Source organism: Phycicoccus sp. (assembly GCF_035325325.1).
Taxonomy (GTDB): domain Bacteria; phylum Actinomycetota; class Actinomycetes; order Actinomycetales; family Dermatophilaceae; genus Phycicoccus.
This window is the reverse complement of sequence record NZ_DAOLAC010000014.1, coordinates 13,781-36,191: the sequence shown is the minus strand read 5'-3', so window position 1 is coordinate 36,191 and position 22,411 is coordinate 13,781. Positions and strand designations below refer to the sequence as shown.

General features: G+C 71.8%; 23 protein-coding genes. 10 read left to right on the top strand and 13 right to left on the bottom strand.

The window, feature by feature from the left end; all coding sequences use genetic code 11:
* Positions 1-7 precede the first annotated feature (7 nt).
* Both rfbA and rfbC read left to right on the top strand, forming a co-directional pair.
* Positions 8-886: a glucose-1-phosphate thymidylyltransferase RfbA gene (gene rfbA / locus PKA89_RS10525; protein ID WP_324419207.1), complete on the top strand. Its 879-nt coding sequence runs from the start codon at positions 8-10 to the stop codon at positions 884-886.
* Positions 886-1,509: a dTDP-4-dehydrorhamnose 3,5-epimerase gene (gene rfbC, locus PKA89_RS10520; RefSeq protein ID WP_324419206.1), complete on the top strand. Its 624-nt coding sequence runs from the start codon at positions 886-888 to the stop codon at positions 1,507-1,509. Before rfbA ends, rfbC begins: the two co-directional genes overlap by 1 nt.
* On the opposite strand, the gene PKA89_RS10515 is transcribed toward rfbC, so the two are convergent.
* Entirely contained in the window at positions 1,479-2,681 is a 1,203-nt protein-coding gene (locus PKA89_RS10515; protein ID WP_324419205.1) for an NADP-dependent malic enzyme, read from the bottom strand. The genes rfbC and PKA89_RS10515 overlap by 31 nt on opposite strands.
* Before the next feature lie 313 nt (positions 2,682-2,994).
* Here PKA89_RS10515 and PKA89_RS10510 point away from each other — a divergent pair, with 313 nt between their 5' ends.
* Genes PKA89_RS10510 through sodN form a run of 5 tightly spaced genes read left to right on the top strand, consistent with a single transcriptional unit; the run spans position 2,995 to position 6,445 of the window.
* Complete coding sequence (locus PKA89_RS10510) at positions 2,995-3,915, top strand: ABC transporter substrate-binding protein (RefSeq protein ID WP_324419204.1); 921 nt, start codon at positions 2,995-2,997, stop codon at positions 3,913-3,915.
* A gap of 3 nt (positions 3,916-3,918) precedes the next feature.
* Positions 3,919-4,833 (top strand): amino acid ABC transporter permease, encoded by a 915-nt coding sequence (locus tag PKA89_RS10505; RefSeq protein WP_324419203.1) that lies wholly within the window; start codon positions 3,919-3,921, stop codon positions 4,831-4,833.
* A gap of 20 nt (positions 4,834-4,853) precedes the next feature.
* The gene (locus PKA89_RS10500; protein ID WP_324419247.1) at positions 4,854-5,693 is read left to right on the top strand and encodes an amino acid ABC transporter ATP-binding protein; all 840 of its coding nucleotides are present in this window, start codon (positions 4,854-4,856) and stop codon (positions 5,691-5,693) included.
* Entirely contained in the window at positions 5,690-6,040 is a 351-nt protein-coding gene (locus tag PKA89_RS10495) for a S24 family peptidase (protein ID WP_324419202.1), read from the top strand. The genes PKA89_RS10500 and PKA89_RS10495 overlap by 4 nt, the downstream gene beginning before the upstream one ends.
* Positions 6,041-6,049: 9 nt before the next feature.
* Entirely contained in the window at positions 6,050-6,445 is a 396-nt protein-coding gene (gene sodN / locus PKA89_RS10490; RefSeq protein ID WP_324419201.1) for a superoxide dismutase, Ni, read from the top strand.
* Between the two features lie 113 nt (positions 6,446-6,558).
* On the opposite strand, the gene manA is transcribed toward sodN, so the two are convergent.
* The 7 genes from manA to PKA89_RS10455 form a co-directional block, all read right to left on the bottom strand.
* Complete coding sequence (gene manA / locus PKA89_RS10485; RefSeq protein WP_324419200.1) at positions 6,559-7,713, bottom strand: mannose-6-phosphate isomerase, class I; 1,155 nt, start codon at positions 7,711-7,713, stop codon at positions 6,559-6,561.
* A gap of 38 nt (positions 7,714-7,751) precedes the next feature.
* Positions 7,752-9,077: an HD domain-containing phosphohydrolase gene (locus tag PKA89_RS10480; RefSeq protein ID WP_324419199.1), complete on the bottom strand. Its 1,326-nt coding sequence runs from the start codon at positions 9,075-9,077 to the stop codon at positions 7,752-7,754.
* Positions 9,074-10,282 carry an HD domain-containing phosphohydrolase gene (locus PKA89_RS10475; protein ID WP_324419198.1) on the bottom strand — a complete coding sequence of 403 codons (1,209 nt, stop codon included), beginning with the start codon at positions 10,280-10,282 and terminating at the stop codon, positions 9,074-9,076. Before PKA89_RS10475 ends, PKA89_RS10480 begins: the two co-directional genes overlap by 4 nt.
* Before the next feature lie 504 nt (positions 10,283-10,786).
* The gene (gene rsrA, locus PKA89_RS10470) at positions 10,787-11,056 is read right to left on the bottom strand and encodes a mycothiol system anti-sigma-R factor (RefSeq protein ID WP_324419197.1); all 270 of its coding nucleotides are present in this window, start codon (positions 11,054-11,056) and stop codon (positions 10,787-10,789) included.
* Positions 11,056-11,688, bottom strand: a complete 633-nt coding sequence (locus tag PKA89_RS10465) for a sigma-70 family RNA polymerase sigma factor (protein ID WP_324419196.1) — start codon at positions 11,686-11,688, stop codon at positions 11,056-11,058. Before PKA89_RS10465 ends, rsrA begins: the two co-directional genes overlap by 1 nt.
* A gap of 125 nt (positions 11,689-11,813) precedes the next feature.
* Positions 11,814-12,437: an alpha/beta family hydrolase gene (locus tag PKA89_RS10460; RefSeq protein WP_324419195.1), complete on the bottom strand. Its 624-nt coding sequence runs from the start codon at positions 12,435-12,437 to the stop codon at positions 11,814-11,816.
* A complete protein-coding gene (locus PKA89_RS10455) occupies positions 12,434-13,273 on the bottom strand; it encodes an SOS response-associated peptidase (RefSeq protein ID WP_324419194.1) in 840 nt (279 codons plus the stop codon). The genes PKA89_RS10460 and PKA89_RS10455 overlap by 4 nt, the downstream gene beginning before the upstream one ends.
* Before the next feature lie 87 nt (positions 13,274-13,360).
* Between PKA89_RS10455 and PKA89_RS10450 the strand changes: the two genes are divergently transcribed.
* Genes PKA89_RS10450 through rsgA form a run of 3 tightly spaced genes read left to right on the top strand, consistent with a single transcriptional unit; the run spans position 13,361 to position 16,207 of the window.
* A complete protein-coding gene (locus tag PKA89_RS10450; RefSeq protein WP_324419193.1) occupies positions 13,361-13,903 on the top strand; it encodes a DoxX family protein in 543 nt (180 codons plus the stop codon).
* Positions 13,890-15,182, top strand: coding sequence for a 3-phosphoshikimate 1-carboxyvinyltransferase (gene aroA / locus PKA89_RS10445; RefSeq protein ID WP_324419192.1), 1,293 nt, complete (start codon positions 13,890-13,892; stop codon positions 15,180-15,182). Before PKA89_RS10450 ends, aroA begins: the two co-directional genes overlap by 14 nt.
* Complete coding sequence (rsgA, locus tag PKA89_RS10440; protein WP_324419191.1) at positions 15,182-16,207, top strand: ribosome small subunit-dependent GTPase A; 1,026 nt, start codon at positions 15,182-15,184, stop codon at positions 16,205-16,207. The genes aroA and rsgA overlap by 1 nt, the downstream gene beginning before the upstream one ends.
* A gap of 37 nt (positions 16,208-16,244) precedes the next feature.
* Here the strand turns inward: rsgA and PKA89_RS10435 are convergent, their stop codons facing one another.
* The 5 genes from PKA89_RS10435 to PKA89_RS10415 form a co-directional block, all read right to left on the bottom strand.
* Positions 16,245-17,471: a dipeptide ABC transporter ATP-binding protein gene (locus tag PKA89_RS10435; RefSeq protein ID WP_324419190.1), complete on the bottom strand. Its 1,227-nt coding sequence runs from the start codon at positions 17,469-17,471 to the stop codon at positions 16,245-16,247.
* Complete coding sequence (locus tag PKA89_RS10430; RefSeq protein ID WP_324419189.1) at positions 17,464-18,501, bottom strand: ABC transporter ATP-binding protein; 1,038 nt, start codon at positions 18,499-18,501, stop codon at positions 17,464-17,466. The genes PKA89_RS10435 and PKA89_RS10430 overlap by 8 nt, the downstream gene beginning before the upstream one ends.
* Before the next feature lie 10 nt (positions 18,502-18,511).
* The gene (locus PKA89_RS10425; protein WP_324419188.1) at positions 18,512-19,444 is read right to left on the bottom strand and encodes an ABC transporter permease; all 933 of its coding nucleotides are present in this window, start codon (positions 19,442-19,444) and stop codon (positions 18,512-18,514) included.
* Complete coding sequence (locus tag PKA89_RS10420; protein WP_324419187.1) at positions 19,437-20,366, bottom strand: ABC transporter permease; 930 nt, start codon at positions 20,364-20,366, stop codon at positions 19,437-19,439. The genes PKA89_RS10425 and PKA89_RS10420 overlap by 8 nt, the downstream gene beginning before the upstream one ends.
* A 210-nt stretch (positions 20,367-20,576) precedes the next feature.
* Positions 20,577-22,199 (bottom strand): ABC transporter substrate-binding protein, encoded by a 1,623-nt coding sequence (locus PKA89_RS10415; protein ID WP_324419186.1) that lies wholly within the window; start codon positions 22,197-22,199, stop codon positions 20,577-20,579.
* Positions 22,200-22,411: the final 212 nt, after the last annotated feature.

The following is a 22,411-nucleotide window of genomic DNA, read 5'->3' as shown; positions in this document are numbered from 1 at the left end:
CGCCGCCATGAAGGGCATCGTCCTCGCCGGGGGCTCGGGCACGCGGCTGCATCCCATCACCCTCGGGGTCTCCAAGCAGCTCATGCCGGTCTACGACAAGCCGATGGTCTACTACCCGCTCTCGACGCTCATGATGGCGGGCATCCGCGAGGTCCTCGTCATCACGACCCCCGAGGACGCCGGGCAGTTCCACCGGCTGCTCGGCGACGGGTCGCAGTGGGGCATCGAGCTGTCCTACGCGGTGCAGCCCCGGCCAGAGGGCCTGGCCCAGGCGTTCGTCATCGGCGCGGACTTCATCGGCGACGACTCCGTCGCGCTCGTCCTCGGCGACAACATCTTCCACGGCACCGGCCTCGGCACCGCGCTGCGCTCGCTCACCGACGTCAGCGGCGGCCACATCTTCGCCTACCACGTGAGCAACCCCAGCGCGTACGGCGTCGTCGAGTTCGCCGACGACGGCACGGTCCTCTCGATCGAGGAGAAGCCGGAGCGGCCGCGCAGCGACTTCGCCGTCCCCGGGCTCTACTTCTACGACAACGACGTCATCGACATCGCCCGCGGCCTGACGCCCAGCCCGCGCGGCGAGCTCGAGATCACCGCGGTCAACGACGCCTACCTGCGCCGCGGCGACCTCACGGTCACGGTCCTCCCCCGCGGCACGGCCTGGCTCGACACCGGCACCTTCGAGGGCCTGATGGACGCCAGCCAGTACGTCCACGTCGTCGAGGCCCGGCAGGGACACAAGATCGGGTGCGTCGAGGAGATCGCCTGGCGCGCGGGATGGGTCGACGACGACCAGTTCAGTGCGCTCGGCGACGCGCTCGCCAAGTCGGGGTACGGCGACTACCTCCACGCCTGCCTGTCCCGGGGGAAGGGGGGTCGCTGATGCGGGTCGAGCCGCTGTCCATCGAGGGTGCCTTCGTCGTCACGCCGCGGCAGCACCGTGACGACCGGGGCGTCTTCCTCGAGTCCTTCCGAGGCGACGTCCTCGCCGAGCACCTCGGCCACCGCCCCGACGTCGTGCAGAGCAACGTGTCGGTCTCCTCGCGCGGCACGGTCCGCGGCATCCACGTCTCGAACGTGCCGCCCGGGCAGGCCAAGTACGTCACCGCGCTCACCGGGTCGCTGCTCGACGTCGTCGTCGACCTGCGGACCGGCTCACCGACCTTCGGGCGGCACGAGGCCGTCCTCCTCGACACGGACGAGCGCCGGGCGGTCTACCTCGCCGAGGGCCTCGGCCACGGCTTCTGCGCGCTCGAGGACGACACGACCGCCATGTACCTCTGCACCGCCGTCTACGACCCCGCCACCGAGTACGGGGTCAACCCGCTCGACCCCGCGCTCGGCATCGAGTGGCCGCTCGGTCCGACACCGCTCCTCTCCCCCAAGGACGCGGCCGCGCCGGGTCTCGAGGACGCCCTCGCCGCCGGCCGGCTGCCCAGCTGGGAGGCCTGCCGGGAGCGGGCCGCCGCGCTGGCTCAGCGCGCGGACCGAGCCGCGCCGTCCTGACGGCCGGACGCCGAGGGCGCGAGCCGGCGGACCGCCTCGGCGACCGCGTCCGCGACCCCGGGCTCGAACACCGACGGCACGATCCGGTCGGCCGTCGGCTCGGGCACCATGTCGGCGATGGCCCGGGCCGCGGCGAGCTTCATCGCCTCGGTGATCCGGGTGGCGCCCGCGTCGAGGGCCCCGCGGAAGATGCCGGGGAAGGCGAGGACGTTGTTGATCTGGTTCGGGAAGTCCGAGCGCCCGGTGGCCACGACCGCGGCGTGCCGGTGCGCGACCTCCGGGTGCACCTCGGGCGTCGGGTTGGCGAGCGCGAAGACGATCGCGTCCGGGGCCATCGTCGCCACCTGCTCCTCGGGCACCGTGCCACCGGAGACCCCGACGTAGCAGTCGGCACCGTCGAGCGCGGTGGCCAGCGACCCGGTGAGCCCGTGGGGGTTGGTCGACAGCGCGAGCCGCTGCTTGTGCTCCGAGAGGTCGGCCCGCGAGCCGTGGACCACACCGCGCGAGTCGCACACGACGACGTCGCGCACGCCCGCCCGCTGGAGCAGCCGGGTCACCGCCACCCCGGCCGCGCCGGCGCCGGCGACGACGACCCGCAGGTCCTCGAGGCGCCGGTCGAGCACCCGCACCGCGTTGTGCAGGCCGGCGAGGACGACGATGGCCGTGCCGTGCTGGTCGTCGTGGAAGACCGGGATGTCGAGGCGCTCCTTCAGCTGCTCCTCGATGTCGAAGCAGCGGGGAGCGGAGATGTCCTCGAGGTTGATGCCGCCGTAGCTCGGCGCGATCCGCGCGATCGCCTCGACGAGCTCCTCGACGGTGCCCGACTCCATGACGACCGGCACGGCGTCGATGCCGGCGAAGTGCTTGAAGAGGACCGCCTTGCCCTCCATGACCGGCAGCGCACCGAGCGGGCCGATGTCGCCGAGACCCAGGACGGCGGTGCCGTCGCTGATGACGGCCACCGTGTTGCCGCGGGCCGTGTACCGCGTCGAGAGCGACGGGTCGCCCGCGATGGCCAGGGACACCTCCGCGACGCCCGGGGTGTAGAGCAGCGACAGGTCCGCACGACCGCGCAGCGGCTGGGTCGCGTGTACCCCGAGCTTCCCGCCCTCGTGAGCGCGGAACACCGGGCTCTCCGGGTCGAAGGAGGGCAGGACGGGGGACGCGGACATGACGGCTCCTCGGGGACGACGCGGACGCACGCCGTCGGGCGGTGCGTTCGGAAGGGGTGCGGCGCGAGGGAAGGGTGCGTCTCGGCGCGGCGCACGGCGGGGGTGTCCGCCGGGAGGCCCTCATCATGGCACAGCCGCCGTGCCGGGCCGAGGGGCCCGGATGTGACGCACGTCGCGGCCACCGGCGCGCGCGACACGGGTGCCCGATAGTTACCGAGGCGTGACGCACGTCCCACCCTCCGGTGGCAGGATCACCCCCACACCCTCTCGACCGGACGCCAGCACCGGGTCCGGCACCTGTGAAAGGACCAGCATGTTCCGCACCCGCGCGATCGCCGTGGCCACTCTCGCCACGACGGCCCTCGCCCTCACCGCCTGCGGCTCCGACTCCCTCTCCGGAGGTGGCAGCTCGAGCTCGGCCCCGGCGGCGTCGTCGTCCTCGACGCCGAGCGTCGACCCCGCCCTGGCGGCGAAGCTCCCGGAGAAGATCAAGAGCGCGGGCAAGATCGTCATCGGCACCGACGCCACCTACCAGCCCAACGAGTACCTCGACTCCGACGGCAAGACGGTCATCGGCATGGACGTCGACCTCTTCGACGCGGTGATGGCCAAGTTCGGCGTCAAGACCGAGTGGCAGCCCTCGGCCTTCGACTCGATCATCCTCGGCGTCCAGAGCGGCAAGTACGACATCGGCGTCTCGAGCTTCACGGTCAACGCCGAGCGCGAGCAGCAGGCGACGATGGTCAGCTACTTCAAGGCCGGCACCCAGTGGGTCACCCAGAAGGGCAACCCGAAGAAGGTCGACCCGAACAACGCCTGTGGCCTCAACATCGCCGTCCAGAAGGGCACCGTGCAGTCGGACACCGACCTGCCGGCGAAGAACAATGCCTGCACCGACGCCGGCAAGCCGGCGATCAAGGCTCTCGTCGATGCCGACCAGGCCAAGGTGACCGCCATGGTCCAGTCCGGCAAGGCCGACGCCATGCTCGTCGACCTCCCGCCGGCCATCGCCGCGGTCGCCTCCACGGACGGCAGCCTCGAGCTCCTCGGCGACCAGTACGACTCGGCGCCGTACGGCTACGTCCTGCCCAAGGACCAGACCGACTTCGGCGCCGCCATCGTCGAGGCCCTCAAGCAGCTCGAGGCCGACGGCACCTACAAGCAGATCCTCGCGAAGTGGAAGACCGAGGGCGGCGCGATCAGCGACTTCGCGGTCAACCCCTCCGTCGGCTGACCCATGACCGACACCACCGCCGACCGGCCGGGCGCGATCGACGCCCGGCCGGTCCGACACCCCGGGCGCTGGGTGGCCGTCGCCGTCATCGGGGTCATCGTCGCGATGATGGTGAACTCGTTCGTCACGAACGAGCGCTGGGACTGGTCCTACACGTTCCAGATCATGCAGCAGAAGTCGGTGGTCAACGGTCTGTGGATGGGCACGATCCTCGGCACCGTCATCGCCATGGTCATCGGCGTCGTCCTCGGTGTCGTCCTCGCGATCATGCGGATGTCCGAGAACCCGGTGCTGCGGGGCGTCTCCTTCGTCTACACGTGGTTCTTCCGCGCGATCCCCCGGTACGTGCTCCTCTCGCTGTTCGCGGTGGGTTTCGGCTACCTCTACCTCAACAAGTTCGACGTCGGGATCCCGTTCTCCAGCATCCACTTCGCGACGATCGACTACAGCGCCTGGTCGAGCACGGTGCTCATCGGTGGCCTGGCCCTCGGCCTCTCCGAGGCGGCCTACATGGCCGAGATCGCGCGCGCCGGCATCCTCTCGGTGGACGCGGGCCAGGCCGAGGCGGCCCAGGCCCTCGGCATGGCGCCCGGCCGGACCATGCGCCGGATCGTCCTGCCGCAGGCGATGCGGGTGATCGTGCCGCCGACCGGCAACGAGACGATCGCGATGGTCAAGGACACCTCGCTCTTCATCGCCGCGAACATCACGATCGAGCTGTACTACCAGGCGACCTTCTTCGGCTCGAGGGCCTTCAAGATCATGCCCGGCCTCATGGCGGCCACCCTCTGGTACCTCATCGTGTGCACCATCCTCATGGTCGGCCAGTCCTACCTCGAGCGGTACTTCGGGCGCGGCTACGGCCCGACCCCGAAGGCGACCAAGCAGAAGCTCACGGAGATCGGAGCCGACCACTGATGGCTGCCCAGTCGGAGGCGATGCTCGTCCACGCCGTCAACGTCACCAAGTCCTTCCACGGCAACGAGGTCCTCAAGGGCATCGACATGGACGTCCGCAAGGGCGAGGTGGTCGTGCTCCTCGGGCCGTCCGGCTCGGGCAAGACGACCTTCCTGCGGTGCATCAACCAGCTCGAGACGATCGACGGCGGCCGGATCTGGGTCGACGGCGACCTCATGGGCTACGAGGACCGCGGCGGCACGCTGCACCGCCTCACCGACAAGCGGATCGCCGCCCAGCGCCGCGACATCGGCATGTGCTTCCAGCGCTTCAACCTCTTCCCGCACAAGACGGTCCTCGAGAACATCGTCGAGGCGCCGGTGCAGGTCAAGGGCCAGGACCGCAAGGTGGCCGAGGCCCGCGCCCACGAGCTGCTCGAGCAGGTCGGGATGCAGGACAAGCCGTCGGCCTACCCGAGCCAGCTCTCGGGCGGCCAGCAGCAGCGGGTCGCCATCGCCCGAGCCCTGGCCATGGACCCCAAGCTCATGCTCTTCGACGAGCCGACCTCCGCGCTCGACCCCGAGCTGGTCGGCGAGGTCCTCAAGGTCATGCGCGACCTCGCCCGCAAGGGCATGACGATGATCGTCGTGACCCACGAGATGGGCTTCGCCCGCGAGGTCGCCGACCGGGTCGTCTTCATGGACGGCGGCGTCGTCGTCGAGGAGGGCCCCCCGAGCCAGGTCATCACCGCTCCGCAGCACGGCCGCACCCGCGCCTTCCTCTCCCGGATGCGCCAGGAGGAGCAGGCGCACGCGCAGGCGGTCGCCGAGGTCGTCGCCGCCACGAGCTCCGCGCTCGACGACGCCCCCGCCGAGGAGTGAGGCCGGCGCTGGTCCGCGTCCGCGGCCGGTCGATGCTGCCGACCTACCGGGACGGCGACGTCCTCCTCGTGCTGCAGGGCGTCCGGCCGCGCCCCGGCCGGGCGCACGTCGTGCGCCTGCCCCCGGACGCCGACGGGCGTCCGCGACCCCTCTCGGTCAAGCGGCTCACCGGGCGCGACCCGGACGCCCCGGCCCGGTGGTGGGTCGACTCGGACAACGCGGCGGAGGGGGTCACCTCGTTCGACGTCGGCTCCCTCGCGGACGACGACGTCGTGGCGGTGGTGGCGGGATTGCTGTGGCGGCGCTGGGGTAGGTTGAAGAGGACCGCACGTCCCCGCACAGAGTAGGAGTGACACATGCTGTCCCTGTTCCGCATCACCGAGGTCTCGGCCCACTGCGACCTCCCGTGCGGCGTCTACGACCCCGCCCAGGCCCGCATCGAGGCCGAGTCGGTCAAGGCGATCATCGCCAAGGTCGCGGACAACGACGACCCCGACTTCCGGGTCCGCGCGATGATCATCAAGGAGCAGCGCTCCGAGCTGGTCAAGCACCACCTGTGGGTCCTGTGGACCGACTACTTCAAGCCGCCGCACTTCGAGAAGTACCCGCAGCTGCACACCCTCTTCAACGAGGCGACCAAGCTGGCCGGCGCCGCGGGCACCAAGGGTGAGTTCGACGCCGGCAAGGCCGACGAGCTGCTCGCCAAGATCGACGAGATCGCGACGATCTTCGCCGAGACCAAGGCGGCCTGACCCCTCCCTCCCCTGGCGGCTTTCCCACCCGAGGCGAGAGACCCCGGGGTCGCACCGGAACCCTTCCGGTGCGACCCCGGGGTCTCCGCTGTCCGGGCCCGGAGGGACCGTCCTCAGAGCCCGGGGACGGTGACGACGTAGACCTCGCCGTTGCCCTCGAGGCGGGCCGGCCCCTCCGTGTGCGGCAGGAACGCCGACTCGGCGTCGCCGAGCTCGAGGGCTCCGTGGGCCGAGGCGACGCGCACCGACCCCCGGAGGCAGAAGACGATCCGGGGTCCGACCTCGCCGGGCAGCTCGCGGCCGGGAACCACCCGGTGGAGCAGGAAGCGGTCCGAGGCGCTCGGGTAGACCTCGATGCCGTCGGCCAGCGGCTCCGGCCGGCCGGCGATGCCGTCGGCGGCGGGGTCGACGATCCGGAGCAGCTCGGGGACGTTGACCTCCTTCGAGGTCAGCCCGGCGCGCACGACGTTGTCGGAGTTGGCGAGCACCTCGATGCCCAGCCCGTGGACGTAGGAGTGCAGCACCCCGGCCGCGACGTCGATGTACTCCCCCGGTCGCAGCACCCGGTGGTGCATGAGCAGCAGGACGACGAGGCCGATGTCGTCCGGGTGCTGCTCGGCGACCTGGACGACCGCCGCGGCCGCGGTGCCGAGCTCGTCGGGGTCCTCGGCGAGGCGCAGGCAGGCGGCGACCACCTCGCGGGTGAGCGACGGCACCTCCACCGGTGGGGTCTCGAGGACGGCCCGCAGGACGGCGTGGGCGGGGTCCGGCGCTCCCCGGCCGGCGGCGACGGCCCGCCCGAAGCCCGGCACGTGGAGCCGGCCCGCGAGGTGCTCGACCTCCTCCGGGTCGCGCATCCCGACGAAGACCTCGAACGGGGAGACTGCGAGGAGCAGCTCGGGCTTGGCGGAGTCGTCGACGTAGACCGTGTCGCCGGTCAGCGCGCGCAGCTCGCGGGCCTGCTCGGCGCTCGGGTGGACCTGGATCGAGATGGCCCGGCCCGGTGCGAGCACCTTGAGGAGGAACGGCAGCCGTTCGCCGTGCCGGTCGACGCACGCGTCGCCCAGCTCGCGACGGGGGTCCGCGGCGACGAGGGCGGCGAGGTCGGGGGCGCCGGGCCGACCGGTGCCGGACGGGCCGCTCTCGTGGGCGCCCATCCACAGCTCCGACTCGGGCAGCGCCGTGGGGATGGGCAGCCCGCGCAGGCTCGCGATGGCCACGTGCGAGCCCCAGGCGTCGTTGAAGACGACGGCGTCCAGGCGGTCCACGGGGTCCTTCGGGTCGGCGCGACGGGGGCGGACCGACTCTATCGGGCGACGAGCGGGCGGTCCCCGACCCGCCCGACCGAGCCGTCCTCGACGACGCGGGTCAGCGCGTCGACGACGTCGGGGTCGTACTCGTAGCCGAGCCCGAGGTGGATGCGCTCCATGGCCGCCGAGACCCGCCCCGGGTCCGACGTACCCCCGGAGAGGTCGTCGAAGGCGTTGGCGCACTTGATGATGCGGGCGGCCATCGGCACCTCCTCGCCGAGCTCACGGACCATCCGGTAGGGCGTGGTCTGGCCCTCGACGTACGCCGCGACGTCGTCGAAGATCTCCGCCCGCCGGATGATCCGGCCCCCCTCCTGCGCGATGGCGCGCTGGTCGGCGGGGGCGGCGAGCACGGTCGCACCGTCCGGGATCGGGTCGAGCAGCGAGATCTGGCCGAGGTCGTGCAGGAGCGCCGCGTACTCGAGGTCGCGCAGGGCCCGCTCCCCGAGGCCCAGCACGCGGCCCACCCGCACCGAGAGCTGGGCCACCCGCTCCGCGTGGTGCTCGGGGGTGTAGCCACCGTGCTCGGTGAGGTGGGAGAGCGTGGCGATGAGCTGGCGGTTGGTCTCGCGGTTGCGGATGTACTGGCGCACGGCCGTGTAGGCCAGGGCGAGCGGGACCAGGGCGACCGGGAGCGAGAGCAGCCCGAGCACGGGCGCGAGGAGGGCGACCATCGGGCCGGTGACGAGGACGGCCAGGGTGAGTGGCGCCGCCTCGCCCACCTCGTCGCGGACCGCCGCCGACCACGGGGTCTGCTGGCGCTCGGCCCGCAGGGCGGCGACGAGGACGAGCTCGGTGACCAGACCGACCGCCGCGGCCAGGCCCATCCCGAGGACCACGACGCCGGGGGACGCGGAGGGAAGTCCCTGCAGCTCCCAGAGGGTCGGGCTGCCCCAGTCACGGGCGATGACCGCGGCGACCGAGACACCGACGACCCGGGCGGCGAGCTCCGGGGTGCCGGTGGCCCGGTGGCGGCTGCGGCGCGCGGCGGCGGCGAGCACGAGCCCGAAGGTGACGACGAGCACGACGAGGCCGGAGTCGATGTCGAGCGTCGGTTCGCCCGCGATCTGGCCCAGGAAGACGGCGCTCATCGCGGACGCCGAGGACAGGGGCGCCGTCTCGCGGCCACTCGGCATCCGGATCCGGGCCAGCTCGCCGACCGCGACGAAGCCGACGACGACGAGCAGCGTGTGGCCGTGGGTCGCGAGCAGGGTGGGCAGGTCACCGCCCGAGGTGAGCAGACCGCGCAGCACCGAGAGCGCCCCGACGGCGAGGACGGCCCCGGCGGCGAGCCGTCCCGGACGGCGCAGGATCGGGGTCACGACCGCGAGCCTCCCTCGAACTGGCGGGCCAGCGCGTGGTCGAGGGCCCGGAGGAGCTCGGGGTCGCCCACCGCCCCGGCGACGACCTCGCGCGCCTGGGTGGGCGCGAGCACCGGCCCCGAGGGCGAGCCCACCGTCGTCAGGACGTCGTAGGTGTCGGCGAGCCCGACGATGCGCGCGGGCAGCGACAGCCCGCCGGAGGGCTCCAGGCCGCCCCGGTGGCGTCGGATGGGGTCGAGCGAGCCGTGGAGGAAGCTCAGGTCGTGGAGGATCGCGGCTCCGCGCTCGGGGTAGTCGAGGAGGTGGTCGCGGTCGGTGAGGTCGATGGCGCGCGCGACCCGGGTCGGCAGGCTGGTCTGGCCCAGGTCGTGGAGCATCCCTGCGACCCGGGTGTCGGTGACCTGCTGCGGTCCGAGGCCCAGGTGCTCGGCCATGTGGGCGCTGAGCTGCGCGACGCGGGCGCTGTGCCCCCCGAGCCGCGGCGTCTTCGCCTCCAGCGCGGCGACGAGCACCTCGAGGGCGCGCTGCTGGCCCTCGAGCTCCTCGGCCCGCTGGCGGTAGATCCACTGCGCGACGACGAGCGGTGCGAGGACGATGGCGGCGGCGACCGGCCCGAGGTTCGCCAGCACCCAGAGCACGATCATGATGAACGCGATGACGCCGTGCGCGACGTACGCGAACCCGGTGCCCCGGACCACCGCGAGCATCTGGCCGCGCATCGGGATGCCCTCGGCGACCCGCTTGACGCCGGCGAGCGCGACGAGGTTGGCCACCGCCTGCGCGACGACGGCGACGAGGAGCGGCACGGCGAGCCCGAGGACGATCTGCGGGACGTCGCGCAGCCGCTCCGGGCTCGTGGTCCCCCCGACGACGATGAAGGCGATGCCCCCCACGCACCCGTGCAGCGAGAACTGCGCCGCGTTGAAGACACGCCGCTGCAGCGGTGCGTGCTTGCCCTGCGAGATGCCGAGGACGGCGCCGATCACGGCGACACCGGCGGGACCGACGATGGCCTGCCCGGCGAGCAGGATGACGCCCGACAGCGAGACCCGCACCTGCCCCTCGACGACGGCGTCCGGGAGCACGACGTGGAGGGCTGCGAGGAGGATGAAGACGCCCAGCGCCGCGAACTGGTCGAGCCCGTACGCGATCTCCGACCAGACCGCCAGACCGACCGCGAGGGCCGCGACGGCCGTGATGTACACGGCCGTCGCGGCCCCGCGACTCCTGGGCTCCCGGGGCGCTCCCTTCACGGACGACGCCCGGGGTCAGCGGTCACCAACCCCAGCTGGACCAACCCCAGCTGGACGCCTTGAGGTCGACCTGGGCGGCGGAGGCCGGTGCCGTGGCACCGATGGTGGCGATGGTGGCGAGAAGAGCGGCAGCGGCGAGAGTACGGAACGTGCGCATGATGTGTGTCCTTCCAGAGGGTGAGATGACCCCAGCCCTGGCTCTCCGGGGCGGCCGGGGACGGTCAGATTCTTTCACGCGAGACGGTGTGCGACAATCACTGTGGTCCCACGGGCTCGCGTGTCGTCGGACACCGGCCCATCCCAGACGAGAGGTCACCATGAGCAAGCGCGCCCGCAAGCGTCGCTCGCGCAAGGGCAACAAGGCCAACCACGGCCGCAAGCCCAACGCCTGAGCGACCCGCTGACGACGGAGGGCCCGGAGTGCGATCGCACTCCGGGCCCTCCGTCGTCAGCGGGTCAGTCCTCGCGGTCGTAGCGGATCATCGTGATCCGCTCGACCACCTGCATGCGCAGCGCCGCGGGGGCGACCTCCTCCGCGCACGAACGCTTGACGACGGCCTTGACCGCCGCGTCGAGGTCGTGCTCGGCGAGGCACGGCCGGCACTCGGCGAGGTGGGTCGCCACGCGCCTGACCTCCTCGGGGCTCATCTCGCCGTCGAGGTACTCGTAGATGTGGTGGAGGACCTCGGAACAGTCGCTGTGGCCCTCGTGCTGGGTGCCGCCCATCACTCCTCCTCCGCCGCGACGAGGCCGCGCTCGCGCGCGTAGCCGGTGAGCAGGGAGCGCAGCTGGCGCCGGCCGCGGTGCAGCCGCGACATCACGGTGCCGATCGGGGTGCCCATGATCTCGGCGATCTCCTTGTAGGCGAAGCCCTCGACGTCGGCGAGGTAGACGGCCAGCCGGAAGTCCTCGGGCAGCTCGCGCAGGGCGCGGGTGACCTCGGTGTCGGGGAGGTGCTCGAGGGCCTGGGCCTCGGCCGACTTCAGGCCGGCGGAGGTGTGCGACTCGGCCCGGGCCAGCTGGTAGTCCTCGACCTCGGCGGCGTCGGACTGCTGCGGCTCGCGCTGCTTCTTGCGGTAGCTGTTGATGTAGGTGTTGGTGAGGATGCGGTACATCCACGCCTTGAGGTTGGTCCCCGGCCGGTACTGGTGGAACGCCGCGTAGGCCTTCGCGTAGGTCTCCTGGAGCAGGTCCTCGGCGTCGGCCGGGTTGCGCGTCGTGCGCATCGCGGCGGCGTACAGCTGGTCGATCAGGGGCAGCGCCTCGCGCTCGAAGCGCGCCTGACGCTCCTGCGGGGTCTCGGTCGCGAGGTCGACCTCGACGGAGGTCTCCTCGAGGGGGGTCTGGGGGGTGCTCATCGCCTCCCAGCCTATCCGGGCCCTGGGACGGGTCGAGGTGTCGAGGACGAACACGAACACTGCCTCCGGGTCGGGGAACGCTGACCCAGCCGAGAACGCCGTGCGCGCCCGGGACATTCCGCCGCTCAGCCCTGTGGCGGCACCGCCGCGAGGGAGGCGAGCACGGCCGCGGCCACGGCGCCGGCCGAGCGGCCGAGGGCGTGCGGTCCCGCGACCGAGGTCAGGGTCGCCCCGGGGGGCAGCACGGCCCGGACCTCGTCCGGGGTGCCGAACGGGTCGGTGGTGCCCTGGACGACGTGGACCGGCAGGCCCGCCTCCGCCGGCCGGGCGAGCTCGGCGGCCCGCGAGCGCTCGGGACGGCCGGGCGGGTGCAGCGGGAAGGAGAGCGCGAGGACGGCGTCCGCCCCCACCGCCGCGGCGGTGCGGCAGGCGACCCGCGCCCCCGCGCTGCGGCCGCCGACGACGAGGGTGCCGGCCCGCGGCAGGGCCTCGAGGACCGCGAGCCAGCCGACGTCGAGCGTCGCCGGCGCCGGGCCGACCCGTCGGCCGGCGACCCGCCACGGCTGGTCGACGAGGACGACCCGCCAGCCGGCGGCGACCGCGGCGTCCCGGGTGGAGGTGACGTCGAGGGTCCACCGCAGCCCTCCGGCCCCGTGCCCGAGGACGAGGGTGCCGACCGGGGCGTCCGCGGGCTCCGTCGTCGTGGCCCGCGCCTCGCCCGCCGGCGTCGGGACGAGGCGCTCGCTCACCGCTGCACCCCGATGACCTCGCCGGTCATCGGGTCGACGACGCCGACGAGCTCCTCGGGAGGTGGCGGCTCGAGCAGCTGCGGCCCGTTGGCCCGGTTGCCGCTGACCGCCCGCGAGACCGGATGGGCCGTGAACCGTCCCGGCGGGCGTGGGGCGAGCAGGTCGAGCACGTCGGCGGCGCCGGTCCCCGGGTCGAGCCAGCGGGCCCACTCGTCCGCCTCGAGGACCACCGGCTGACGGTCGTGGATGCGGTCCAGGCCCGGTTCGGCGGCGCCGGTGAGCACGGTGAAGGTGGTGAGCCAGGCCATCGGGTCGTCGGGGTCGGTGACCGCGGGGTCGCGCCAGAACTCGTAGAGGCCGGCCATCGCGACGCTCGCGCCGTCGGCCCGGCTCGTGAAGAACGGCTGCTTGCGGGGCTTGCCCTTCGCGTCGGTCGCGGTCGGCGAGGCCTGCCACTCGTACCAGCCCCGGGCCGGGACGAGGCAGCGCCGCGCGGCCAGGGCCCGGGCGAACGCCGGCTTGTCCGCGACCGACTCCACCCGCGCGTTGATCATCCGCACGCCCCCCTTGGGGTCCTTGGACCAGCTGGGGACCAGGCCCCAGGTGAGCAGCCGCAGCTGGCGCCGGGCGGCGGCCTCGCGGTCCTCCCGTGGCGGCCGGGCGAGGACGACGGGCGCCTGCTTGGTCGGGGCCATGTTGTAGTCGGGCCGCCCGGCCGGCGGGTCCTGCGGGTTGACGAGCACGCTGCGGGCCGGCTCGGCGGTGCGGTCCTCCTCGACCTCGAACTCGAGGACCAGCTCGTCCGGGTTGGCCGTCGCGGCGTAGCGCCCACACATGGTGCTCAGGCTACGCAGCGCAGGGCCGACCAACTACGGTAGGGAGGGAGGTCCTGACCAGCAGCGACCCCGACCCGGAGGTACCGGATGTCCGTGGTGCGCCGCATCGCCCGACCGCTCCTCGCGTCGACGTTCGTCGTCAGCGGCGTCGACCAGCTCAAGCACCCGTCGTCGAAGTCCGAGAAGGCCCGGCCGGTCGTCGAGAAGGTCGCGCCACTGCTCGGGCTCCCCGACGACCCCGAGCTGCTCGTGCGCGCCAACGGCATTGTCATGGTCGGCGCCGGCACGATGCTCGCGCTCGGTCGCTTCCCGCGGGTGGCCGCGGGGGTGCTCGCGGCCTCGCTCGTCCCCACCACGGTCGCCGCGCACCGGTACTGGCAGGAGGAGGACCCCGAGGTCCGGGCCCAGCAGCGCACCCACCTGCTGAAGAACCTCGGCCTGCTCGGCGGCCTGCTCCTCGCGGCGGTCGACACCGAGGGACGGCCGGGCCTGGCCTACCGGGCCCACCTCGCGAGCGAGAGCGTGCACCGCGCGGCCCGGACGACCCGGCGGGAGGCCCGCCACCTGGCCCACTCCGCCACCACCGAGGCCAAGCTCAAGGCGGCCCAGGCCCAGCATGCCTTCTCCTGACTGGGCCGCACCGACCGCCGACGGCCCGGTCCACGCCCGCGTCGTCCTCCCCGGCAGCAAGTCCCTCACCAACCGCTACCTGGTCCTCTCCGCCCTCGCCGGCGACGTCTCGCGGCTGCGGGCGCCGCTCCGCTCGCGGGACACCCTCCTCATGGCGGACGCGCTGCGCACCCTCGGGGTCGGGGTCGATGACGTCGACGACGGCGACTGGCTGGTCACCCCGGCCCCGCTGACCGGCGGGGGCCGGGTCGACTGCGGGCTGGCCGGCAACGTCATGCGCTTCGTGCCACCCCTCGCCGGCCTCGCCACCGGCCCGACCCGTTTCGACGGCGACGAGGGCGCGCGGCGACGTCCGATGGCCCCGGTGCTCGAGGCGCTGCGCACGCTCGGGGTCGAGGTCGACGACGCGGGCCGCGGCGGACTCCCGTTCACCGTCCACGGCACCGGACGGGTGCGCGGCGGCACGGTGACGATGGACGCGTCGGCGTCCTCGCAGTTCGTCTCCGGGCTGCTCCTCTCGGCCGCTCGCTTCGACGACGGAGTCACCGTCCGCCACGACGGCAAGGCGCTGCCGAGCCTGCCCCACATCGAGATGACCGTCGAGACCCTCCGGGATGCCGGGGTGGTCGTCGACGACGCCGACGTGCACACCTGGCGGGTCGAGCCCAGCGAGGTCAACGCCCTGGACGTCCAGGTCGAGCCCGACCTGTCCAACGCGGCCCAGTTCCTCGCCGCGGCGCTCGTCACCGGCGGGTCGGTGCACGTCCCCGGCTGGCCGCAGTACACGACGCAGGGCGGCGACTTCGTCCGCGAGGTCCTCGACATGATGGGGGCCGAGGTGGTCCTCGACCGCTCCGGACTCACCGTCACCGGCGCCGGCGGCATCCTCGGGGTGGACGTCGACCTCCACGACTCCAGCGAGCTGACGCCCGTGGTCGCGGCGCTGGCCGCGCTCGCCGAGGGCCCGAGCATCATCCGCGGCGTGGCCCACGTCCGCGGGCACGAGACCGACCGCCTCGCCGCGCTGAGCACCGAGCTCGGCGCGCTCGGAGCCGAGGTCGAGGAGACCGACGACGGCCTGCGCGTCTCTCCGAGACCGCTGCGCGGCAAGGTCTTCCACACCTACCACGACCACCGCATGGTGATGGCCGCTGCGGTGCTCGGGCTCGCCGTCCCCGGGGTGGTCGTCGAGGACGTCGGCACCGTGGCCAAGACGATGCCCGAGTTCACGACGCTCTGGGACCGCATGCTCCACGAGCGGGTCACCGCGGACGCGTGATGGCGAGGTCGCCCCGGGACTACGACGAGTCCGACGTCCGGATCCGCCCCAACCGTCGCGGCTCGCGGCCACGCACCAAGGACCGTCCGAAGCACGAGGACGCCGTGCTCGGCCGCGTGCTCGGGGTCGACCGCGGCCGCTACCGGGTGCGCGTCGGGGGCGCGGGCGACCACCACGACCTCGTCGCGATGCGGGCCCGCGAGCTGGGCCGCAAGGGCATCGTCGTCGGCGACGAGGTGCACCTCGTCGGCGACACGACCGGCACCGACGGGAGCCTGGCGCGCATCGTGCGGATCACCGACCGCGAGACGGTGCTGCGCCGCACCGCTGACGACACCGACCCGGTCGAGCGGGTCCTCGTCGCCAACGCCGACCAGCTCGTCGTCGTCTCGGCGCTGACCAACCCCGAGCCCCGTCCGCGGCTCATCGACCGCTGCCTCGTCGCGGCCTACGACGCCGGGATGGACCCGCTCCTCGTCCTCACCAAGGCCGACCTCACCGACCCGGCGCCGTTCCTCGAGCAGTACGCGCCGCTCTCGGTGCCGCACGTCGTCACCTCGCGCCTCGAGGACGGCATCGACGGGCTGGACGCCCTGCGCGACGCGCTGCACGGCCGGGTCAGCGTGCTGGTCGGCCACTCCGGGGTCGGCAAGTCCACCCTCGTCAACGCCCTCGTCCCGGAGGCCGAGCGCGCCACCGGCGTCGTCAACGACGTCACCGGGCGCGGGCGGCACACCTCGACCTCGGCCGTCGCCCTGCCGCTGCCCGACGACGACGGCTGGGTCGTCGACACCCCGGGCGTGCGCTCGTTCGGGCTGGCCCACGTCGACCCCACGCGCATCGTGCACCACTTCCCCGACCTCGAGCCGGGCACCGCACAGTGCCCCCGCGGCTGCACGCACGACGAGGAGGAGTGCGGCCTGGACGCCTGGGTCGAGAGCGGCGCCGCCGGCCCCGCCGGCCCGGCGCGCCTGGAGTCGCTGCGGCGGCTGCTGCGGACGCGGACGGTCGCCGGCGAGGACTGAGTCCCGCCGGCGGCCGTCGGTGGTCGCGCCCCGCGCGTCAGCGCGGGCGGTCCTGCGGGTCCTCGGTGAGTGCCGAGAGGTCGTCGGGACGCCTCGCCGGCGGGTCCATCGCCTCCGCCCGCTCGGCGGTCGAGTCCGCCTGCGAGGAGCCGAGCTCCTCACCGCCACCCGCGGTGCCGAGGCCCGCGCCGCTGTCGGGCACGTCGCCGACCTCGGTCGTCGTGAACCGGGTGTCCGGCTGCAGGCCGCTGACGTCGGTGGTCTCGACGATGACCCGGGGCTCGGCGAAGTGGCAGGCCGACAGGTGCGCGCCGTGGCCGTCGTCGCGCAGCTCGAGCTGCGGCTCCTGCTGGCTGCAGACGTCCTGGGCCTTCCAGCACCGGGTGTGGAACCGGCAGCCCGAGGGCGGGTTCGCCGGTGAGGGGACGTCGCCGACGAGGACGATCTGGTCGCGCTTGCCGCGCAGGGTCGGGTCGGGCACCGGCACGGCGGAGAGCAGCGCCTGCGTGTACGGGTGCGTCGGACGCGCGTAGACCTCGTCCTCCTCGCCGAGCTCGGCCATCCGCCCGAGGTACATGACGCCGACGCGGTCCGAGATGTGCCGGACGACGGACAGGTCGTGCGCGATGAAGACGTAGGCGAGGCCGAGCTCGTCCTGGAGCTTCTCCATGAGGTTGACGACCTGCGCCTGCACCGACACGTCGAGCGCGGAGACCGGCTCGTCGCAGACCAGCACCTTCGGGTTGAGCGCGATGCCCCGGGCGATGCCGATGCGCTGGCGCTGGCCGCCGGAGAACTGGTGCGGGTAGCGGTTGATGTGCTCCGGGTTGAGCCCGACGAGGTCGAGGAGCTCCTGGACGCGCTTGCGGCGCCCGCCCTTGGGCACGACGTCCGCGTGGATCTCGAACGGCTCGCCGACGATGTCGCCGACCGTCATCCGCGGGTTGAGCGAGGTGTAGGGGTCCTGGAACACGATCTGGATGTCGCGCCGCAGCCGGCGGGTGTCCTTCGGCGAGGCGCCGGACCAGTCCTGGCCCTCGAAGACGACGCTGCCCGAGGTCGGCTCCTCGAGCCGCATGAGCAGCCGCCCGAGGGTGGACTTGCCACAGCCGGACTCGCCGACGATGCCGAGCGTCTCGCCCTTGTGCAGGTCGAAGCTCACCCCGTCGACGGCCTTGACGTGGCCCACCGTGCGGCGCAGCACGCCCCGACGGATCGGGTAGTGCTTGACCAGGTTCTGGGCGCTGAGGACGACCTCAGGCATCGATGACCTCCTCGGCGAAGTGGCAGGCCGACAGCCGGCCCGGGGCGACCTCCCGCAGGGCGGGCAGGTCGCGGCGGCAGACGTCCTGGGCCATCCGGCAGCGCGGGTTGAAGGGGCAGCCCGGCGGGATCCGCATGAGGTTCGGCGGCAGGCCGCCGATGGCCGCGAGCGTCTGGCCCTTCTGGTCCAGGCGTGGGATGGACTCGAGCAGGCCGCGCGTGTACGGGTGTGCCGGAGACCGGTACAGCTCGTGCACCTCGGCCTTCTCGACGAGCCGGCCGGCGTACATGACCGCGATGCGGTCGGCGACGTCGGCGACGACCCCGAGGTCGTGGGTGATGAGGATGAGCCCCATCTGGCGCTCCTCCTGCAGCTCCTCGAGGAGGCTCATGATCTGCGCCTGGACGGTGACGTCGAGGGCGGTGGTCGGCTCGTCGGCGATGAGCACCGCCGGGTCGAGCGCGATGGCCATCGCGATCATGATCCGCTGGCGCATGCCGCCGGAGAACTGGTGCGGGTAGGCCTTGACCCTCTCGCGGGCGGCCGGGATCTGCACCCGCTCCATCAGCCGGATCGCCTGGTCGAGGGCGTCGCTCTTGTTCATCCCGCGGTGGATGCGGAACATCTCGGCGATCTGCCAGCCGACCGGGAAGACCGGGTTGAGCGACGAGAGGGCGTCCTGGAAGATCATCGAGACCTCCGGGCCCCGCGTCTTGCGTCGCTGCTCCTCGTCCATGGTCAGCAGGTCGTGCCCGCAGTAGCGGATGTGCCCCTGCGGGATGACCGCCGGCGGCATGTCGAGGATGCCCATGATCGCCTGCGCGGTGACCGACTTGCCCGAGCCGGACTCGCCGAGGATCGCGAGGGACTCGCCCTGGCGCAGCTCGAACGAGACGCCGTTGATCGCGGTCGCCACGCCGTCGGCCGTGTGGAACTCGACGTAGAGGTCCTCGACCTCGAGCAGCACGCCGTCCTGGGGCTCGTAACGGATCGCACCGGTGTCGGTGCGAGTGGTGTCCTGAACCGTCATGTCTTCTGCCTCACCGGTTCTTGGGGTCGAGGGCGTCACGGACCACGTCGCCGAGCATGATGAACGCCAGCACCGCCAGGGAGAGGAAGAGGCTGGGGAAGAACAGCATGTGCGGGGTGGTGCGCAGGCCGACGATCGCCGAGCTGATGTCGATGCCCCAGGAGATGGCCGGCGGCTGCAGGCCGATCCCGAGGAAGGACAGGGTCGCCTCCACCGCGATGTAGGCGCCGAGGTTGATCGTCGCGACGACGATCATCGGGGCCAGCGCGTTCGGGAGGATGTGCGAGCGGATGACCCGCCACGGGCTCGCGCCGAGGGCACGGGCCGCCTGCACGTAGTCGTTCGGCTTGACCTGGATGACGCTGGAGCGCATCAGCCGCGCCAGGCTCGGCCACCCGAGGATGACCAGGGCGAAGACGACCTTGAGGACGATGAGCAGGTAGTTGTCGTTGAAGAAGTCCGGCAGCGAGACGAGGAAGATGATCGCGCCGAGCAGCAGCGGGATCGCGAAGAACACGTCACCGATGCGGGAGAGCAGCGCGTCGACCCAGCCACCGAGGTAGCCGGAGATGACGCCGATGGTGCCGCCGAGCAGCACCGTGCCGGTCGTCGTGAAGAGCCCGACGAGGATCGAGGCTCGGGCCCCGTAGATGCACCGCGCGTAGATGTCGTAGCCCTGGATGTCGCGGCCGAACCAGGTGCCCTCGCCGGGCTTGGCCCGCGACTCGGCGAGCACCGCGAAGGTGGGGTCGGTCTTGGTGAACAGGCTCGGCCAGACCGCCATGAGGACGAAGACCGCGATCATCGTCGCGGAGATCCAGAACATGGGGTTCTTGCGCATCGAGCGCCAGGCGTCGGAGGCGAGCGACCGCTCCTCGCCGACGTCGCCCGCGTCGTGCGGGTCGGCGACGGAGCTGGACTCGGTGATGGTGGCTTCAGTCATGGCTGATCCTCGGGTCGAGCAGGCCGTACAGGAGGTCGACGATGAGGTTGACGACGAGGTAGACGATGACGAGCACCGTCACCGCGCCGACGACCGAGGCACCGTCCCGGGAGCGGATCGAGCGGAAGATGTAGCCGCCGATCCCCGGGATGTTGAAGATGCTCTCGGTGACGATGGCGCCGCCGAGGAGGGCGCCGAAGTCGAAGCCGATGAACGTGACGACCGGGATGAGGCTGTTGCGCAGCGCGTGCAGGCCGATGGCCCGGCGCTTGGTGAGGCCCTTGGAGATCGCGGTGCGGACGTAGTCCGAGCGCAGGTTCTCGACGAGGTTGGTGCGGGTCAGCCGGGCCACGTAGGCCACCGAGAGCGAGCCCAGCACCATCGCCGGCAGCAGCAGCTGGTAGACCGTCGCCTCGCCCGAGGTCACCGTGACCGGGAACAGGCCCCACTTGACGCCGAGGAAGTACTGCGCGAGGCCACCGATGACGAAGACGGGGATCGAGATGACCACGAGGGTGGAGACCAGGACGAGGTTGTCCAGGAACCCTCCCCGTCTCACCCCCGTCAACACACCGGCGACGATGCCGATGAGGGTCTCGAAGAGGATGGCCATGAGCGCGAGCTTCGCGGTCACGGGGTAACGCTGCTTGAGCTGGTCGGAGACCTTGATCTGGTTGTAGGTCTCACCGAAGTCGCCGGTGGCCAGCTTGCCGACGTACTTGCCGTACTGGACGAGCAGCGGGTCGTTGAGGTTGTACTTCTCGGTGAACGCCGCGCGGTACGCGGCGGAGCACGGCCGCTCGCCGCACTTCCCGGCGAGGGGGTCACCCGGCAGGGCGAACACCATGGCGAAGATGAGGAACGTCGCTCCGAGGATCACGGGGATCATCTGGAGGAGCCGTCGAAGGATGTAGGTGCCCACAACACCTCCTTGGTTCTCGGGACGCTGGTCCCGATCGGGGACGACGGCGTCGGACTGTATTCGGGGTCGAACCTAGACCATGGGGGTGGGCGTGGGTAGCGCCGGACCCGGCCGGTCGAAAACCCCCCGTCACACGGCCGTCGGCCTGCCAGCGGTGGCTGACAGGCCGACGACTCGTGTGGAGCTCGGGGACCTAGCGGCCCCCGGGGGTCACTTCAGCGAGACCGACGTGAAGTCGATCGTGCCGAAGGCGGTGATCTTCACACCGGTGACCTTGTCGGACCAGCCCATCGTGGTCTTGCCGTACCACATCGGGATGGCCGGCATGTCCTGGGCGAGGAGCGCCTCGGCCTGCTGGTAGAGCTTGTTCGCCTCGGCCTCGTCGGTCGCCGCGGCGGCCTGCACGAGGAGCTTGTCGAACTCGGGGTTGGAGTAGTCGCCGTCGTTCGAGGACGCACCGGTCTTGTAGATCGGGGCGAGGAAGTTCTCGATCGAGGGGTAGTCCATCTGCCAGCCGGTGCGGAACATGCCCTTCATCTTGCGGTCCGCGATCTGCGAGCGGAAGGTGGCGAAGTCCACGACACCCGTGGCCACGCAGTCGACGCCGAGCGCCTGCTTGATGCTGTTGCAGGTGGCCTCGGTCCAGTCCTTGTGGGCCGCGTCCGCGTTGTAGGAGAGGGTGATCTTGCTGCCCTTGAAGCCGCCGGCCTCCTGGAGGAGGGCCTTGGCCTTGGCCGGGTCGTACTTGCAGTACTCACCGCACTGGTCGGCCTTGTAGCCGTCGACGACCGGGGAGACCCAGCCGGTGGCGGGCACGCGGGTGTTGTTGAAGATCTGCTTGATGATCGTGTCGCGGTCGATCGCCATGGAGATCGCCTGACGGATCTTCGGGTCCGCGTAGTTCGGGTCGACCTTGGTCGGCGCGAAGGTGATCGTCTGGATGACGCCGGTCTCCTTCTGCGCGTTGCGGTCCGGGAGGTCCGACTTGTACTTGTCGTCGATCAGCGCGCTGGTCGGGATCTCGTCGGTGATGTCCAGGTTGTTCGCGATGACGTCGTTGTAGGCGGCGTCGGACTCCTGGTAGATCTTGAACGTGATCTTGTCGACCTTGCCGCCGAAGTCACCGTTGTAGTCGGCGAACTTGGACAGGACGATCGACTGCTCCTTGTTCCACGCGTCGAGCTTGTACGGGCCCGAGCCGACCGGCTTGTCGCCGAAGGACTTCGGGTCCTTGAAGAACATGTCCGGGAGCGGCGAGAACGCCGAGTAGCCCAGGCGGACCGGGAGGTTCGAGACCTTCTCGGTGGTCTTGATCGTGAAGGTGTAGTCGTCGACGACCTTGAGGCCGGTCAGCTCCTTGGCCTTCGCGTTGCCGGCGCCGGCGCACGGGTCGTCGCCCTCACCGGTGCACTGCATGTCGCCGTAGCCCTCGATGGGCTCCATGAAGTAGCCCGAGCTCTGGCCGTTGGGCGCGTACGCGGCGTAGTTCCACGCGTCGACGAAGTTCTTGGCCTTGATCTCGGTGCCGTCGTGGAACTTGCGGCCCTTCTTGATCTTGACCGTGAAGTTCTGGTTGTCCGTCGTGTCGATGGACTCGGCGATGTCGTTCTCGGGCTTGGCCGTCTCGGGGTCGTAGTGCACGAGCTTGGAGAAGATCGCGTCGATCACGTTGCCGCCGCAGGTCTCCGTCGTGTTGCTCGGAACCAGAGGGTTCTGCGGGTTGCAGCCGCGGACGGTGATCTCGCCGCCCGTCTTGCCGCCTGCGGCCGAGCTCTGGTCGCCCCCGCTGTCCCCGCTGCCACACCCGGCAGCGAGAAGAGCGATGGCGGACATGGCCGCAACGGCGACCGTGCGAGCAGTTCCTCGCATGGATGTCCTCCTGTGTGAAGTGGTTGACCACGCGGTGTCGTGTGGCCGTTCCGTGAGGTGCCCCGGTCGGGTGCAGCCTCGTGGCAGCGCCCTCCGGCGTGCCCGGTCCACCAAACACCACCGACCCGCGCGGAGGGAAGTTCCGCGACGCACCGAGACCCGATTGTGACCGAGTT